The 13,394-nt window shown below is 65.3% G+C and carries 10 protein-coding genes and 1 pseudogene; 4 read left to right on the top strand and 7 right to left on the bottom strand.

The features are described 5' to 3' along the window. The first annotated feature begins 37 nt into the window (after positions 1 to 37). Positions 38 to 304 carry a hypothetical protein gene (locus ACW7G6_RS03525; protein ID WP_456997534.1) on the top strand — a complete coding sequence of 89 codons (267 nt, stop codon included), beginning with the start codon at positions 38 to 40 and terminating at the stop codon, positions 302 to 304. After that, positions 297 to 1,121, top strand: a complete 825-nt coding sequence (locus ACW7G6_RS03520; protein ID WP_456997533.1) for an arylamine N-acetyltransferase family protein — start codon at positions 297 to 299, stop codon at positions 1,119 to 1,121. The genes ACW7G6_RS03525 and ACW7G6_RS03520 overlap by 8 nt, the downstream gene beginning before the upstream one ends. A 12-nt stretch (positions 1,122 to 1,133) precedes the next feature. Here the strand turns inward: ACW7G6_RS03520 and ACW7G6_RS03515 are convergent, their stop codons facing one another. Continuing rightward, a complete protein-coding gene (locus ACW7G6_RS03515; protein WP_456997532.1) occupies positions 1,134 to 2,255 on the bottom strand; it encodes an alpha/beta fold hydrolase in 1,122 nt (373 codons plus the stop codon). Between the two features lie 190 nt (positions 2,256 to 2,445). Next, positions 2,446 to 3,018 (bottom strand): helix-turn-helix domain-containing protein, encoded by a 573-nt coding sequence (locus tag ACW7G6_RS03510; protein ID WP_456997531.1) that lies wholly within the window; start codon positions 3,016 to 3,018, stop codon positions 2,446 to 2,448. A gap of 419 nt (positions 3,019 to 3,437) precedes the next feature. Between ACW7G6_RS03510 and ACW7G6_RS03505 the strand changes: the two genes are divergently transcribed. Beyond that, positions 3,438 to 4,307, top strand: a complete 870-nt coding sequence (locus ACW7G6_RS03505; RefSeq protein WP_456979483.1) for an NAD(P)-dependent oxidoreductase — start codon at positions 3,438 to 3,440, stop codon at positions 4,305 to 4,307. A 157-nt stretch (positions 4,308 to 4,464) separates the two neighbouring features. Here ACW7G6_RS03505 and ACW7G6_RS03500 read toward each other — a convergent pair. The 5 genes and pseudogenes from ACW7G6_RS03500 to ACW7G6_RS03480 all read right to left on the bottom strand — a co-directional run. Next, positions 4,465 to 4,639: pseudogene (locus ACW7G6_RS03500) on the bottom strand (DUF2268 domain-containing putative Zn-dependent protease); the annotation flags it as partial. 109 nt (positions 4,640 to 4,748) lie between these two features. Further along, a complete protein-coding gene (locus ACW7G6_RS03495) occupies positions 4,749 to 6,554 on the bottom strand; it encodes an efflux transporter outer membrane subunit (RefSeq protein ID WP_456979482.1) in 1,806 nt (601 codons plus the stop codon). After that, the gene (locus tag ACW7G6_RS03490) at positions 6,547 to 9,717 is read right to left on the bottom strand and encodes an efflux RND transporter permease subunit (RefSeq protein ID WP_456979481.1); all 3,171 of its coding nucleotides are present in this window, start codon (positions 9,715 to 9,717) and stop codon (positions 6,547 to 6,549) included. Before ACW7G6_RS03490 ends, ACW7G6_RS03495 begins: the two co-directional genes overlap by 8 nt. A gap of 168 nt (positions 9,718 to 9,885) precedes the next feature. Then, positions 9,886 to 11,157, bottom strand: a complete 1,272-nt coding sequence (locus ACW7G6_RS03485; protein ID WP_456979480.1) for an efflux RND transporter periplasmic adaptor subunit — start codon at positions 11,155 to 11,157, stop codon at positions 9,886 to 9,888. After that, entirely contained in the window at positions 11,154 to 11,963 is an 810-nt protein-coding gene (locus tag ACW7G6_RS03480) for an SDR family NAD(P)-dependent oxidoreductase (protein WP_456979479.1), read from the bottom strand. The genes ACW7G6_RS03485 and ACW7G6_RS03480 overlap by 4 nt, the downstream gene beginning before the upstream one ends. A gap of 375 nt (positions 11,964 to 12,338) precedes the next feature. On the opposite strand from ACW7G6_RS03480, the gene ACW7G6_RS03475 reads away from it, so the two are divergent. Further along, the gene (locus ACW7G6_RS03475) at positions 12,339 to 13,373 is read left to right on the top strand and encodes a LysR substrate-binding domain-containing protein (RefSeq protein WP_456979478.1); all 1,035 of its coding nucleotides are present in this window, start codon (positions 12,339 to 12,341) and stop codon (positions 13,371 to 13,373) included. Positions 13,374 to 13,394 lie beyond the last annotated feature (21 nt).

Raw genomic sequence — 13,394 nt, 5'->3', positions numbered from 1 at the left:
TGAAGGCATCTGCGGTGCCCCGAAAGGATCCTGCCCCATGACATTTATTCGTCATCATCGAGAAACCCACTCGCCGGAAATCCGGCCCCTATCGCACGTCACCGTCGCGGCGGGCGAGGCCACGGCTGCAAAACGGTTCGAGGCCAGCGGCTGGCAACCGTCATGCAACGAGGCGACGCTCCACGACGCCGACACCGTCCATCAGATCAGCTCGAACAGATGGATGTACCTGGGGGTCAGGGTAGCGGGCAACCTGCCCGAATCACCCATTTCCATGTTCCACGGATGGCGCTCGCATGGATAACGATCCCATCGACGTCACTGCGTACTTGCGACGCATCAACTACACAGACGCGACCATACCGACCGTGGACACGCTGCGTGCGCTGCAGCTGCACCATGTCGCGGCCATCGCGTTCGAGACGTTGTCCCCGATGCTGCATGACCCGGTGCCACTCGACCTGCCGGCGTTGCAGCGCAAGGTGTTGCACGGGGGCCGGGGTGGCTACTGCTACGAACTCAACCTGCTGTTCATGCAGTTGCTGCGCGCGCTCGGATTCGACGCGAAAGGACTCACAGGACGCGTTGTCATGGGCGGGCCGGAGGATGCGGAAACACCGCGCACGCACATGCTGCTGCTGGTGACGATTGCCGGCACGCGCTACATCGCCGATGTCGGATTCGGCGGCATGACGCCTTCGGGCCCGCTGCTGCTGGACAGCGAAGACGTCCAGGCCACGCCGCACGATCCCTACAGGGTGACGCGGGTCGACGGACGTTACACGCTGCGCGCGCAGGTGCGTGGCGAGTGGCGTGCGCTCTACGTCTTCGACCTGGTCCCGCCGATGGACGTCGATTACGAGGTCGGCAACTGGTATGTGGCCACGCACCCCGATTCGCCTTTCAGAGGGCAACTTGTCGCGGCTCGTGTTGAATCGCAGGCGCGGCACACCTTGCACAACGGCGATTACGCGATCCACCGCCTCGGTGCCGCCAGCGAGCGACGGCATCTCGACAGTCCGGATGAGGTGATCGAGCTGCTGGGCACGGTGTTCAAGCTGCGTGTTCCGGAAGATCCGCGCCTGCGCGCCACCCTGGAGCGACTGATCGCACAACCGTGAGCCAGATGGGATTCAAGGCGCTGCGTCGCCCGCGCGTTCGGCGATGGGGCGAACGTGCTGCACCAGCGTGACCAACGTCTTGCCCGGCTCTTCATTCATGACTTCATGAGCGGACTGTTCGAACCAGACCAGCTGCTTCTGCGGTGCCTGCAGCGTCTCGAACCACTCGGCAGCCAGCGCGGATGACACGTTGTGGTCATGGCGACCCAGGAACAGGAACAGAGGCGTCTCGATCTTGCGCACCGTCGTCATGTTCAGCGTCAGGACGTCGGCCAACAGGTGCTCCATCGAGAACGCGTTGCCTTTCCAGATGCCGGCCACGTCGAGGTCCGAGTACTCGGGCGACAGTTTCACCGCAGCCGCTTCGGCATCGCCACCTCTCCGGTTGTGGACCATGCCACCGTAATGATTCAGCCATTTGCGCTGTTTGAACAGGCTGTCGAGTGCAACAGGCGCGCTGCCCTGCGCATAGGGCGCGAGCGCTTCGAGTTCGGCCACTGCCTGCGCGTTACCGTCCCGCTGCGCCTGCTGCAGGGCCCACGACCAGCCGCGACGCTCACTCTCGGGCGCATTCGTGATCTGCCCGATGCCGATGTACGCGTGCAGCCACTCGGGCCTGCGCTGCGCCAGTTCAAGCCCGAGATAGCTGCCCCAGGAATGACCGAGCACGAAGATCTTGTCTTTCTGGAACTCCTTGCGCAGCCAGGCGACCATCTCTTCGGCGTCAGCGACCATGCGCTCGCGCGTCATGGTCGGTGCGACCGTGGCCGGATCGTTGGCGACATAGGTCTTTCCAGCGCCGCGCTGGTCCCATTGCACGACAGTGAAGTACTCCTCCCAGCCTCGCTGGAAGTACCAGCTGGTCGGCATCGCGACCCATCCCGGACCACCGTGCAGCATCAGCAGCACCGGATTGCGACGATCGCTGCCGCGAATCGATATCCACTGGTCGATGCCGCCGATCCGGATCTTCTCGAGCCGCTCAACGCCGCTGTCGGTCACGACCCGGCGCATGTCCGCAACGATGCGGACAGCTTCTGCGCGATTGTATGGCGCAGCCGTTTCAGCGGCGGGTGCCGGCATGCACAGGCCTGCGATGGCGATGGATAGCAGTCCAGAAATCAGCATTCTCATCGTCAGCATCATTGAGTGGGAACCATGCGGTGATTTCGGATTTTGTCACGTCCTGCCACTGGCGGCTTCATCCTCCTGTTCGCGGCGCCGGCTAAAGTTGCGGTCCGCAATCGCGAGACTGGCGATCGCGTTTTCGTCACCTTTGTCGACGTGGCGGCGCTTAACATCCAACCCAGCCAGCGCAGGCAAATCAGGCCCGGCCGCGTCGCAGCAGCATCGACGCTTCCGCGCCGAGCACGCGTCGCATGCAGCGCACCATATGGCTCTGGTGGGAAAATCCCGCTTCCAGTGCGACCTGACTGGCGGGAATACCCCGCGCCAGCAGCAAGCTCCGGGCGCGCTCCACTCGGCGCTGGACAACATACGCATGGACCGGCAGGCCCATCGAGCGCTTGAACAGCGTCTTGAGGTGCGAAGTGCTGATACCGGCTACCCCTGCAATGCGTGCCAGGGACAGATCCTGGTCGAGGCCAGACTCGATGTAATCGGTGACTCGTCGCAACTGCGGTTTTGACAAGCCTCGTAAGGGCGGTTGTGGGGCGCGGTGGCGGCTGACCAGGTATGTCGCCAATGCTGTGGTGAGGCTATCGACATACAACCTCCCGCCAGGGTTCCCCGCCTCGCGGTCGGCATCCAATGCCCAGGCAATGTGCTCGATCTGTGAGTCGCGCAACTTGTGCCGCGGAATGAGGCCCACCCGCGATCCGTCCAGGCCCAGTTCGTCGGCGACACCCACCAGCAGCGACGGTGGGAGTTGCAACATCACCGATGTGCTGCCGGTGTCCTCCTCCCAAAGATCCGAACTGCCTGCAGGAAGCAGGTCGATGTCACCGTGGTCGTAGCGAAATCGGCTGCTGCCGCAACTGCCGGTGACGGGCGCACCGGTATGGACCTTAACCCTGTGGTATGGGACGGCCGCCAGGACTACTTGGCCTGGCTGGGTGACGTGGCGTCCGATCCGCATCGCACTTGCGTGGATCGGGCTTGAGACGGAGAGGTCTGTGGTTGCCATCGGACGGGGCCGCGCTCGGAATCTGCACTGATTGTCGGTGTTCAATTGGCCCATGGGGACGAAGACAGCATCCCATTGTCCGAACGTGCTCCAGCCGCGGCCGATTTGGAGCGACCCCGATTGCCGACCACCGCAGGATGGCTCCTCCAATCCAACGTGTAGGAGGAATCATGAAAAGTGCAACGGTGATCGGACTCGGGCAGATGGGCAGCACGTTGGCCCGGCTGTTGCTGGACAGCGGCTATCGGGTGAGCGTGTGGAACCGGACCGCGGCGAAAGCGGAACCACTGATAGCCCGGGGTGCGGTGCTCGCACCCACCGCGCTGGCGGCGGTGTCGGCCAGCACGGTCGTGGTGGTTTGCGTGCATGACTATGCGGCGACGCACGAGATACTCGGAACGAGCGAGATTGCTGCCGCCTTGGCAGGAAAGCTACTGTTGCAATTGACTACCGGCAGCACCGGCGAGGCGCGCGAAAGTGACGCCTGGGCACGTGGGCATGGGAGCGCCTATCTAGATGGTGCCATCCAGGCTGCGCCAAGTCAGATGGGACGACCCGATACGCCGATTTTGGTGTCCGGCGCGGAAGCAACCTACCGCGAACATGAGGCGCTGTTGCGGGTGTTCGGTGGTGAAATCAGCTACTTGGGCGACGACCCGGGCGCGGCTTCCGCGATGGACATGGCGACGCTGTCGTACATCTATGGTGCCTCGATCGGATTCTTCCATGGCGCGCGCATCGCCGAGGCCGAAGGCTTCCCGGTGGGCAAGTATGGTGCGCTGGTCGCAGGCATCGGCCCGACCTTCGCCGACTTTCTCAAGTATGAGTCCGAGGTGGTCCAATCCGGGGACTTCAGCGTCGGAGAGAGCCCGCTGAGCATTTCGGTCGAAGCCACCGAACGGATCGCACACGCCGCGCGCGCGCGCGGCATCAACGACGAGTTCCCATCCTTCGCCTCCGGTCTATTCAAGCGCGCCGACGAGGCTGGACTTGGAGGCGAGGAGGTAGCGGCGATCATCAAGGTGCTGCGCGCTAGATAGACGCCGCCCAGTGGTCCCGGGGACTTGGTGGTCCAGCAGATGGACCAGCGAGTCCCGCTTGCGGCGTGTGGCAACGAGGCGCGGCCGCCCCGGGATGATCAGACCGACAGCGTATGAGGAACTCCCGTTCCAGCGCGCATTCGCGGCCGATCGTTCAGGGTTGCGAGTGGGCATTGGCCACATGACCCGATATCAGTTCACCGATATCCTCCGCCCCGCCTTCCAGCAGTACTTGGTAGACAAGCGCGGAGCACGTCAGCCTGCATCCAGTCCACGCTGCATAACGTCTCCAGACCGATAATCACCCCTGCCGGCGTGGTGACCCCACCCGTGGCGAGGAAGTCCGGCCAGCAGGTGTCGGCGTTCATGGGTGCACCGAACTTCGATCGCCACTTGTAAAACGTGGTCGAACTGAAGCTGTGCTCGCGGGCGCGAAGGGACTCAGTCCGATTTTGCCACATCCTCCCGCAACGGAATGCGGCTCGGCCAACCCCCGGCCATTGCCTTGTAGAGTGCCACCGCACTGGTAGCAGCCCGGGTGCGAACGTCGGCCAGCGCGTCCTGTGCCTGCAGTTTCGTGCGTTCCGCGTCCAGCACCTCCAATAGACCGGTCGCGCCGGCGTCGTAGCGGACGTGGGCCAGTTCAGCGGCGCGGGCGCTGTCTTCGGATGCCTGTTGCAGGTGCTGGTCCTCGGTGCGGGTGCGGGAGTAGCGGACCAGCGCGTTTTCGGTTTCCTCCAGCGCCAGCATCACCGTCTGCTGGTATGCCGCCAACTCACCGGCGGCATCGGCATCGGCGGCGGCCATGCGGGCGCGGACGCGGCCGATGTCGAGGAACGACCAGTCGATGCCCAGTGCAATCAGGCTGGTTTCACTGTCGCGTTCGAACAGGTTGCCGCTGTCGATGGCCTGGCTGCCGATCAGCCCGCCCAGGGTGAAGCGTGGAAACAGGTCGGCGGTGGCGACGCCGATGCGCGCAGTGGCGGCGTGCAGGCGCTGTTCGGCGGCGGCGATGTCGGGGCGACGGCGCAGCAACTCGCCGGGGGTGCCGGGATCGATCGGGGTGGGCAGGGCGGGGAGGTCGGCGGGTTGTTCCAGTTCGACGACGAGGGCGCCCGGTGCCTTGCCGGTCAACACCGCAAGTCGGTGCATCATTACTGCGGCGTCGGCCTCCAGCGCCGGCACGCGGGCGAGGGTCGCCTGCAACTGCGCGCTGGCGCGGGCGCGATCGAAGCCGGTGGCACTGCCTGCATCGAGGCGGACCTGCACGATGCGCAGGGTCTCGCGCTGGTTGTCGGCGTTCTCCCGGGCGACATCGAGGCGCTCCTGCAGGCCACGCAGATCGATGTAGCTGCGCGCGACCTCGGCGACGATGGCGACCTGCAGCGCGGCGAGGTCGGCAGCGGTCGCGGCGGTTTCGGCGCGTTGCGACTCGACCCCGCGGCGGATGCGGCCGAACAGGTCGAGTTCCCAGACCACGTTGATACCTGCCGAGTAGCTTTCGCTGTCGCGTTGCTCGCGCGACAGGCCCGGCGCCTGGTCGGCGCTGGCGCGTCCATCGCTCGCCTCGGCGCCGACGGTAACGGTAGGTAACTGGTCGAAGCCGGAGCCGCGCAGCAGCGCATTGGCGCGGTCGAAGCGGGTCAGGGCGATGCGCAGGTCGTAGTTGGCCACCAGCGCCTCGTCGACGAGCCGGGTCAGCATCGAGTCGTCGAAGGCGTTCCAGAAGTCCGCATCGGGCTGGGGCTGTGGCGCGACCGCGACGGGATTGGCGTCATCGCGGACGAACTGCTCCGGCACCGACAGGGTGGGGCGGACATGGTCGGGACCGACCATGCAGGCGGCGAGGGCGATTGGCAGCAGCGCGATGGCGAGGAAGCGCGTGGCGATTCGCGCAGATCGGATTCCCGCAGCTCCGCTCCCTCCCGTCACCCCGCCGCCTCCCGTCGTCCCGCCGCCTCCCGTCACCGCGCGGCGTCCCGTCACCGCGCGGCCTCTCGTCACCCCCGCGAAAGCGGGGGCCCAGTGACTTCGTGGGGCAGCGGCAAGTCGCTGGGTTCCCGCTTTCGCGGGAATGACGTTGCGGAGAGCTTCCGCTTTCGCGGGAATGATGTTGCGGAGAGCTTCCGCTTTCGCGGGAATGATGTTGCGGAGAGCTTCCGCTTTCGCGGGAATGATGTTGCGGAGAGCTTCCGCTTTCGCGGGAATGACGGTGGTGGGGGAGACGGCTGTCGTGAGGTTACGCATGGGTGATCTCCTTCATTTCGCTGTGCGCCCGCTTGCCGGCACGTCGCGACACCAGCTTGCGCAGGGCGACGTAGAACACCGGAGTCAGGAACAGGCCGAACAGGGTGACGCCGAGCATGCCGGCGAAGACGGTGATGCCGGTGACCGAGCGGACTTCCGCGCCGGCGCCGGTGGCCATGACCAGCGGGATGGTGCCGGCGATGAAGGCGATCGAGGTCATTACGATCGGGCGCAGGCGCAGGCGGCACGCTTCCAGCGCGGCCTCTACGATCCCCATGCCCTGCATCTCCAGCTCGCGGGCAAATTCGACGATCAGGATCGCGTTCTTGCACGCCAGCCCCATCAGCACGACCAGTCCGACCTGCACGAACACGTTGTTGTCGCCGCCGGTCAGCCACACGCCGACCAGGGCCGACAACAGGGTCATTGGCACGATCAGGATCACCGCCAGCGGCAGCGTCCAGCTCTCATACAAGGCCGCCAGCACCAGGAAGGCGAGCATCACCGCCAGCGGGAAAACGATCAGTGCCGAATTGCCTTGGGTCGCCTGCTGGTAGCTCAGGTCGGTCCACTCGATCTCCATGCCATTGGGCAGCACCTGCGGCGCCATCGCCGCCACGGTCGTCATGGCTTCACTCGACGACAGCACGCTCGGGTCGGCATCGCCCAGCAGGTCGGCCGCCGGATAGCCGTTGTAGCGGATTACCGGGTCCGGTCCGAAGGTGCGACTGAGCTTCACCATGCTGCCGATCGGCACCATCTCGCCGTTGTTGTTGCGCGTGCGCAGGTCGGCGATGTCACCGATCTCGTCGCGGAACTGGCCATCCGCCTGCGCGATCACCTGGTAGGTGCGGCCGAAGCGGTTGAAGTCGTTGACGTACGCCGAGCCCAGATAGGTCTGCAAGGTGTCGAACAGGTTGGTCAGCGACACGCCCTGCGCCTTGGCCTTGACCCGGTCGACCTCGACGTCGAGTTGCGGCACGTTGGCCTGGTAGCTGCTGATCGGGAAACTCATGCCCGGGGTCTGGGATATCGCACCCTGGAAGCCGTTGACCGCATCCTGCAGCGCCCCGTAGCCCAGTCCCGCGCGGTCCTGAATGAACAACGAGTAGCCCGAACCGGTGCCCAGGCCGAGGATCGGCGGCGGCATGATCGAGAAACCGAAGCCTTCCTGGATGCCGGCGATCTTCTGGTTGATCTCGGCGTTGATCTCGGTGGCAGTGCGGTCGCGCTCACTGAACGGCTTGAGGCCAAAGAACACGGTGCCGGTGTTGGGCGTGTTGGTGAACTGCAGCGCGTTGAGGCCGGGGAATGCGATCGCGGAATCGACGCCTTCGGTCTCCAATGCGATCTGGCTCATCTTGCGGATCATCGCGTCGGTACGCTCCAGTGATGCGCCTTCGGGCAACTTGGCGCCACCGAGCAGGTACAGCTTGTCCTGGGTCGGGATGAAGCCACCGGGCACCGCCTGGAACATCAGGCCGGCGGCTACCAGCAGCACCGCATAGACCGCGAACACCGCACCACGCTTGTTGAGCGAACGTGACACCGCGCTTTGATAACGCTCGGAACTCTTGCCGAAGAAGCGGTTGAATGGCCGGAAGATCCAACCGAACAGCCGGTCGATCAATCGCGTCGGCGCATCCTTGGCCGCGTCGCGCGGCTTCAACAGCAAAGCGGCCAGCGCCGGCGACAACGTCAGCGAATTGATCGCCGAAATCACCGTGGAGATCGCGATGGTCACCGCGAACTGCTTGTAGAACTGGCCGGTCACGCCTGACAGGAACGCCATCGGCACGAATACCGCGCACAGCACCAGCGCGATCGCAACGATCGGGCCGGAGACCTCCCGCATGGCCTGGTGCGCGGCTTCAAGTGGAGTCTTGCCTTCCTCGATGTTGCGCTCGACGTTCTCGACCACCACGATCGCGTCATCGACCACGATGCCAATGGCCAGCACCAAGCCAAACAACGTCAGCGTGTTGATCGAGAACCCCAACAGGTACAACGCAGCGAAGGTGCCGACGATCGACACCGGTACCGCCAGCAGGGGGATGATCGAGGCGCGCCAGGTCTGCAGGAACAGGATCACCACCAGCACCACCAGCAGCACCGCTTCAAGCAGGGTGGTGACGACCGATTTGATCGAGTCGCGCACGAATACGGTGGGGTCGTAGACGACCTTGTATTCCATGCCCTCGGGGAAGCGCGTCGACAATTCGGCCATCTTCGTGCGCACCGCGTCGGACAGCTCGATGGAGTTGGCGCCGGGTGACTGGAAGATCGGGATCGCGACCGCGTCCTTGTTGTCCAGTTGCGCGCGCAGGGTGTAGTCGCCGGCGCCCAGTTCGATACGGGCGACATCGGACAACCGCACGATCTCGCCGTCGTTGCCGCTCTTGATCACGATGTTGCCGAATTCCTGCTCGGTTTGCAGGCGGCCACGGGCGTTGATCGAGATCAGGAAGTCACTGTCGTTCGGGGTCGGCTCGGCGCCGAGCTGGCCGGCCGAGACCTGCACGTTCTGCTCGCGTACGGCGTTGACCACGTCGCTCGCGGTCAGGCCGCGCGAAGCGACCTTGTCGGGGTCCAGCCACAGCCGCATCGCATAGTCACCGGAACCGAACAACGCGGCCTGGCCGACACCGGGAATGCGTGCCAGCTCGTCCTTGACCTTCAGCGTCGCGTAGTTGCGCAGGTACAGGGCGTCGTACTTGCCGTCGGGCGAGACCAGGTGCACGACCATGGTCAGCGTCGGCGACTGCTTCTGCGTGGTCACGCCTTGCCGACGAACGTCCTCGGGCAACCGCGCCAGCGCCTGGCTCACCCGGTTCTGCACCTGTACCTGGGCCTGGTCGGGATCAGTGCCGGGACGGAAGGTGACGGTGGTGACGAGCACGCCGTCGGAGCCGGCGATCGACTTGATATACATCATGTTCTCGACGCCGTTGATCGCCTCTTCCAATGGCGTTGCGACGGTCTCTGCGATCACCTTCGGGTTGGCGCCGGGGTAGACCGCGCGCACCTGCACCGAGGGCGGCACGACGTCGGGGTATTCGCTGATCGGCAGCAACGGGATCGCGATCAGGCCGGCGGCGAAGATCACGATCGACAGCACCGCGGCGAAGATCGGCCGGTCGATGAAGAACTTGGAGAAATCCATGGGGGATGTCCTGTTTCGGCTTGTGGTGTCAGCGAGGAGCCGTCGTTGCGAAAGGGTCGTCATTCCCGCGAAGGCGGGAATCCAGTGCCACGTCGAGCGCCAAAGTCACTGGGTCCCCGCCTTCGCGGGGATGACGTTGAGGTGTTGGAAGTCAGGTGGGTGAAGGCGTCATTTCGAACCGGCGGTGGTGGCCACCTGGTCGACCGGCAGTTCCACGGCCGGCGGCTCTACGACCGGCGGCTCCACTACAGGCTTTCCGGCCGGTGGCCCGCCCATTGCGATAGTCTCCGGGTCGACCTGCATGCCCGGGAAGAACACCTTCTGCACCCCGTGCACGATCACCTTGTCCTCCGCAGTCAACCCAGCCGTCACCACGCGCAGGCCCTCGGCCTTGTCGCCCAGTTGCACGTCCTTGCGCACGGCCTTGTTGTCCTCGCCCAGCACGTAGACGTACTTGCGGGTCTGGTCGGTCATGACCGCCTTGTCGTCGATCAGCAGCGCCTCGGACTTGTTGCCGCCGGCCAGTTGCACGCGGGCGAACAGGCCCGGGGTGAACACGTGCTCCGGATTGGGCAGCACCGCACGCAGGCGGATGGTGCCGGTGGCCGGGTCGACCTGGTTGTTGACGAAGTCGACCGTGCCCTCATGCGGGAATCCGGTCTCGTTGGCCAGGCCGACCCGGACCGGGTTGCTCGAATCGGCGCGGTCGCCGTTGCGGGTCAGCTCGCGATAATTCAGGTAGGTCTGCTCATCACCCTCGAAATACACGTGGACCGGGTCCAGCGAGACCACGCTGGTCAGCACCGTGGCATCAGCTTGGGCGAGGTTGCCGGCGGTGATGAGCGCGCGCCCTGCGCGGCCGTCGATTGGCGATCGAACTTCGGTGAACTGCAGGTCGAGCCGCGCGGTGGCGACCGCCGCCTCGGCGGCGCGCACCGCGGCATTGCCCTGGGCTGCACCGGCCTTGCGGGCTTCGGCTTCCTCGCGCGAGATCGCCTTGGCTTCCACCAGCGTCTGGGCGCGCTTGCTCTGTGCCCGGGCGAGTCCGGATTCGCTGCGCGCGCGTTCCAGATTGGCCTGGGCCTGCGCCAGCGCCGCCTTGTACGGGCGCGGGTCGATCACGAACAACAGGTCGCCCTTGGCGACTTCCTCACCCTCGTCAAAAGCAACGCGTTCGACGTAGCCGCTGACCCGCGGGCGCAACTCGACCGATTTCACCGCTTCGATCCGGCCGGTGAATTCGTCCCATTGCTGGACGGGTTTCTCGATCACCTGGGCGACGCTGACGGCAGGCGCTGGCATGGCGTCAACAGGGGCGGCCTGGCTGCCGCAGCCGGACAGGCCCAGGGCCAGCAACGCGGCGACGATGGCGAGGGTGAGTTCGGGCAGGACGCTGCGGTTCAACCGGGCGGCGTGCTTTTTGATCAGGGGGGAGCTCATGGCGAAATATCCTTTTTGGAACCAGTGGAAGAAAAGCGGCCCAGCAGCGCGCGGACGGCGACGAGGGAGGGGCAGCTGTCCGGTGGGGGAGGTGCGCTGTCCGGGCCAAAGAGAGAAGAGGTTTCGGGTGATGGTGCGTAACGCACCACTGGGGTGTCGGGCGGGGACCGTTCGATCAGCGCCACCGCCTGCTGGCCGATCGCCAGCGCGCTGGGCCAGCGATCGCAGGCGTGCTTGCGGTTGGCGCCGGTGCAGACCGGCATGTCGACGGTCAGCAGTTGCACCCGCACATCCAGTGCGCGCGCCTCGTCGTGCAGGACTCGTGCGAGCATCTGCAACGCCGCTGCGCCGATCGAGCGATGGCCGTAGCCAGCCCAGGGGTGCTCGCTGCCAGGGCCGCCGATCAGCAGGTAATTGCCGCGCCCGGCCTCGGACAGCAATGGCAGCAGATGCCGGGCTGCGGCGAGGTGCGGCAGCAGGTCCTCGTCGAGCTTGCGGCGCAGGAAATCGGCGGGCTGGTCGAGTACCCGGCCGCTGCTGGCGCTGCCGCAGACCGAGGCGACGATGCCGGCGAATGGGCGTTGGAGCTCACGCAGCCGATCGGCCAACGTGGCACCTTCGAGATCGCTGGCAACCGAGCCGGGCAGGGTGGTGAGGTCGGCGCCGGGGTTTTCGAGCGCCAAAGCGTCGAGGGCATCTACGTGGCGCGCCACTGCGATCACCGGATGCTTGCGCTCGAGCGCGGCCTGGACCACACCCCGGCCGATGCCACCGCTCGCGCCAAGAATGACGAAGGCTGGTCTCATTGTCCCATTCCCGGGATTTTCTCTCCCAAAATTGACGTGGAATATTTCGTCGGCAGGTGATTCGGCAGGTACAAAAGACCAAACCCTCCGCGGTCGAACAGCGGCGGCGCTGTGCGCCACTGACCCCCGCCGGGGGCGGCAGAACCCGCGGCTGGCCCGTTCCAGCGTTGGCCAACGCGCGCAACGAGCTCCGCCTGCATCGAGCCGGTGGGGGCAAACTGGTTGATCGGGATAGGGTTCACGAGACGGCCTGCGGCGCTTCCTGTTTGGATGCAACACAGACTAGGGGTGAACCCGGCACTTGATTAGTCAGCAAATCGGGGAATAATTGTCCCGACTGCGGGCCAATGCCGGCGCGTATCACTGGAGTCCCTCATGGCCCGCGATCTCAACGACACCCTGATTTTCGTTCAGGTGATCGAGCACGGCAGCTTCATCGCCGCGGCCCGGTCGCTGCGCCTGCCCAAGACCACCGTCAGCCGCAAGGTGCAGGAACTGGAATCCCGTCTTGGTGCGCAGCTGCTGCACCGCACTACCCGCAAGCTTGGCCTGACCGAGGCCGGCAACATCTATTACGAACACTGCAAGCGCATTGCCCAGGAGCTGGCCGATGCCGAGAACGCGGTCGGCCAGTTGCAGGATGGCCCGCGGGGCTGGTTGCGCATCACCGCGCCGTACTCACTGGGCATCGAGCACATCGCGCCGCTGCTGGGCGAGTTCCATGCGCGCCATCCCGAAGTGCGGGTGGAGATGCTGCTGTCCAACGAATCGCTGGACCTGATCGGCAAGGAGATCGATGTCGCCCTTCGGGTTGGCACTCTCCCCGACTCCAACCTGGTTGCCCGGCGGCTTGCGGTGTTGCGCACCCAGGTTTACGCCAGCCCCTCTTATATCGAGCGCCACGGCGAACCGCTGCATCCCGACGACCTGCAGCACCATCGGACCTTGGGGATGCAGAAGTTGCGTCGCAACGGCCACTTTTTTTGGCCGCTGAGCGACGGCGAGGACAGCGTTGAGTACCGGATCGATCCGATCATGGTTGCCAACGATCCGGCTGGCGTGCGCGGTGCGCTGGTGTGCGGCGAAGGCCTGATGCTGGCCAGCGACATCATGGTCAAGGCCTACGCCGAGAAGGGATACGTGCGCCGGGTTCTGGCCGGCTGGACCGGCCCGGAACTCGAATTCAACGCCGTGTTCCCGCGTGGCCAGGTGACCTCGCCGAAAGTCCGTGCATTCGTTGACTTCCTGGTCGAGCGGCTCAACCTCGACGCCGACTACATGCAGACTTTGTGTCCCAACCATCGCCACTTTGAGGAAGCCAAGGCGACCGATCCGGTGGAGGCGGAGCAGAGGAAAGCCGCATCGATGGCGTCAGCCGACGAGGATGAGGAGCAGGCGGTCACTGCCTGACGTGTCTCGCCGGGCGGTGCA

This window comes from Lysobacter sp. A421 (assembly GCF_054052145.1).
Note: the sequence above shows the minus strand (reverse complement) of the source record. Positions and strands in the feature narration are given on the sequence as shown.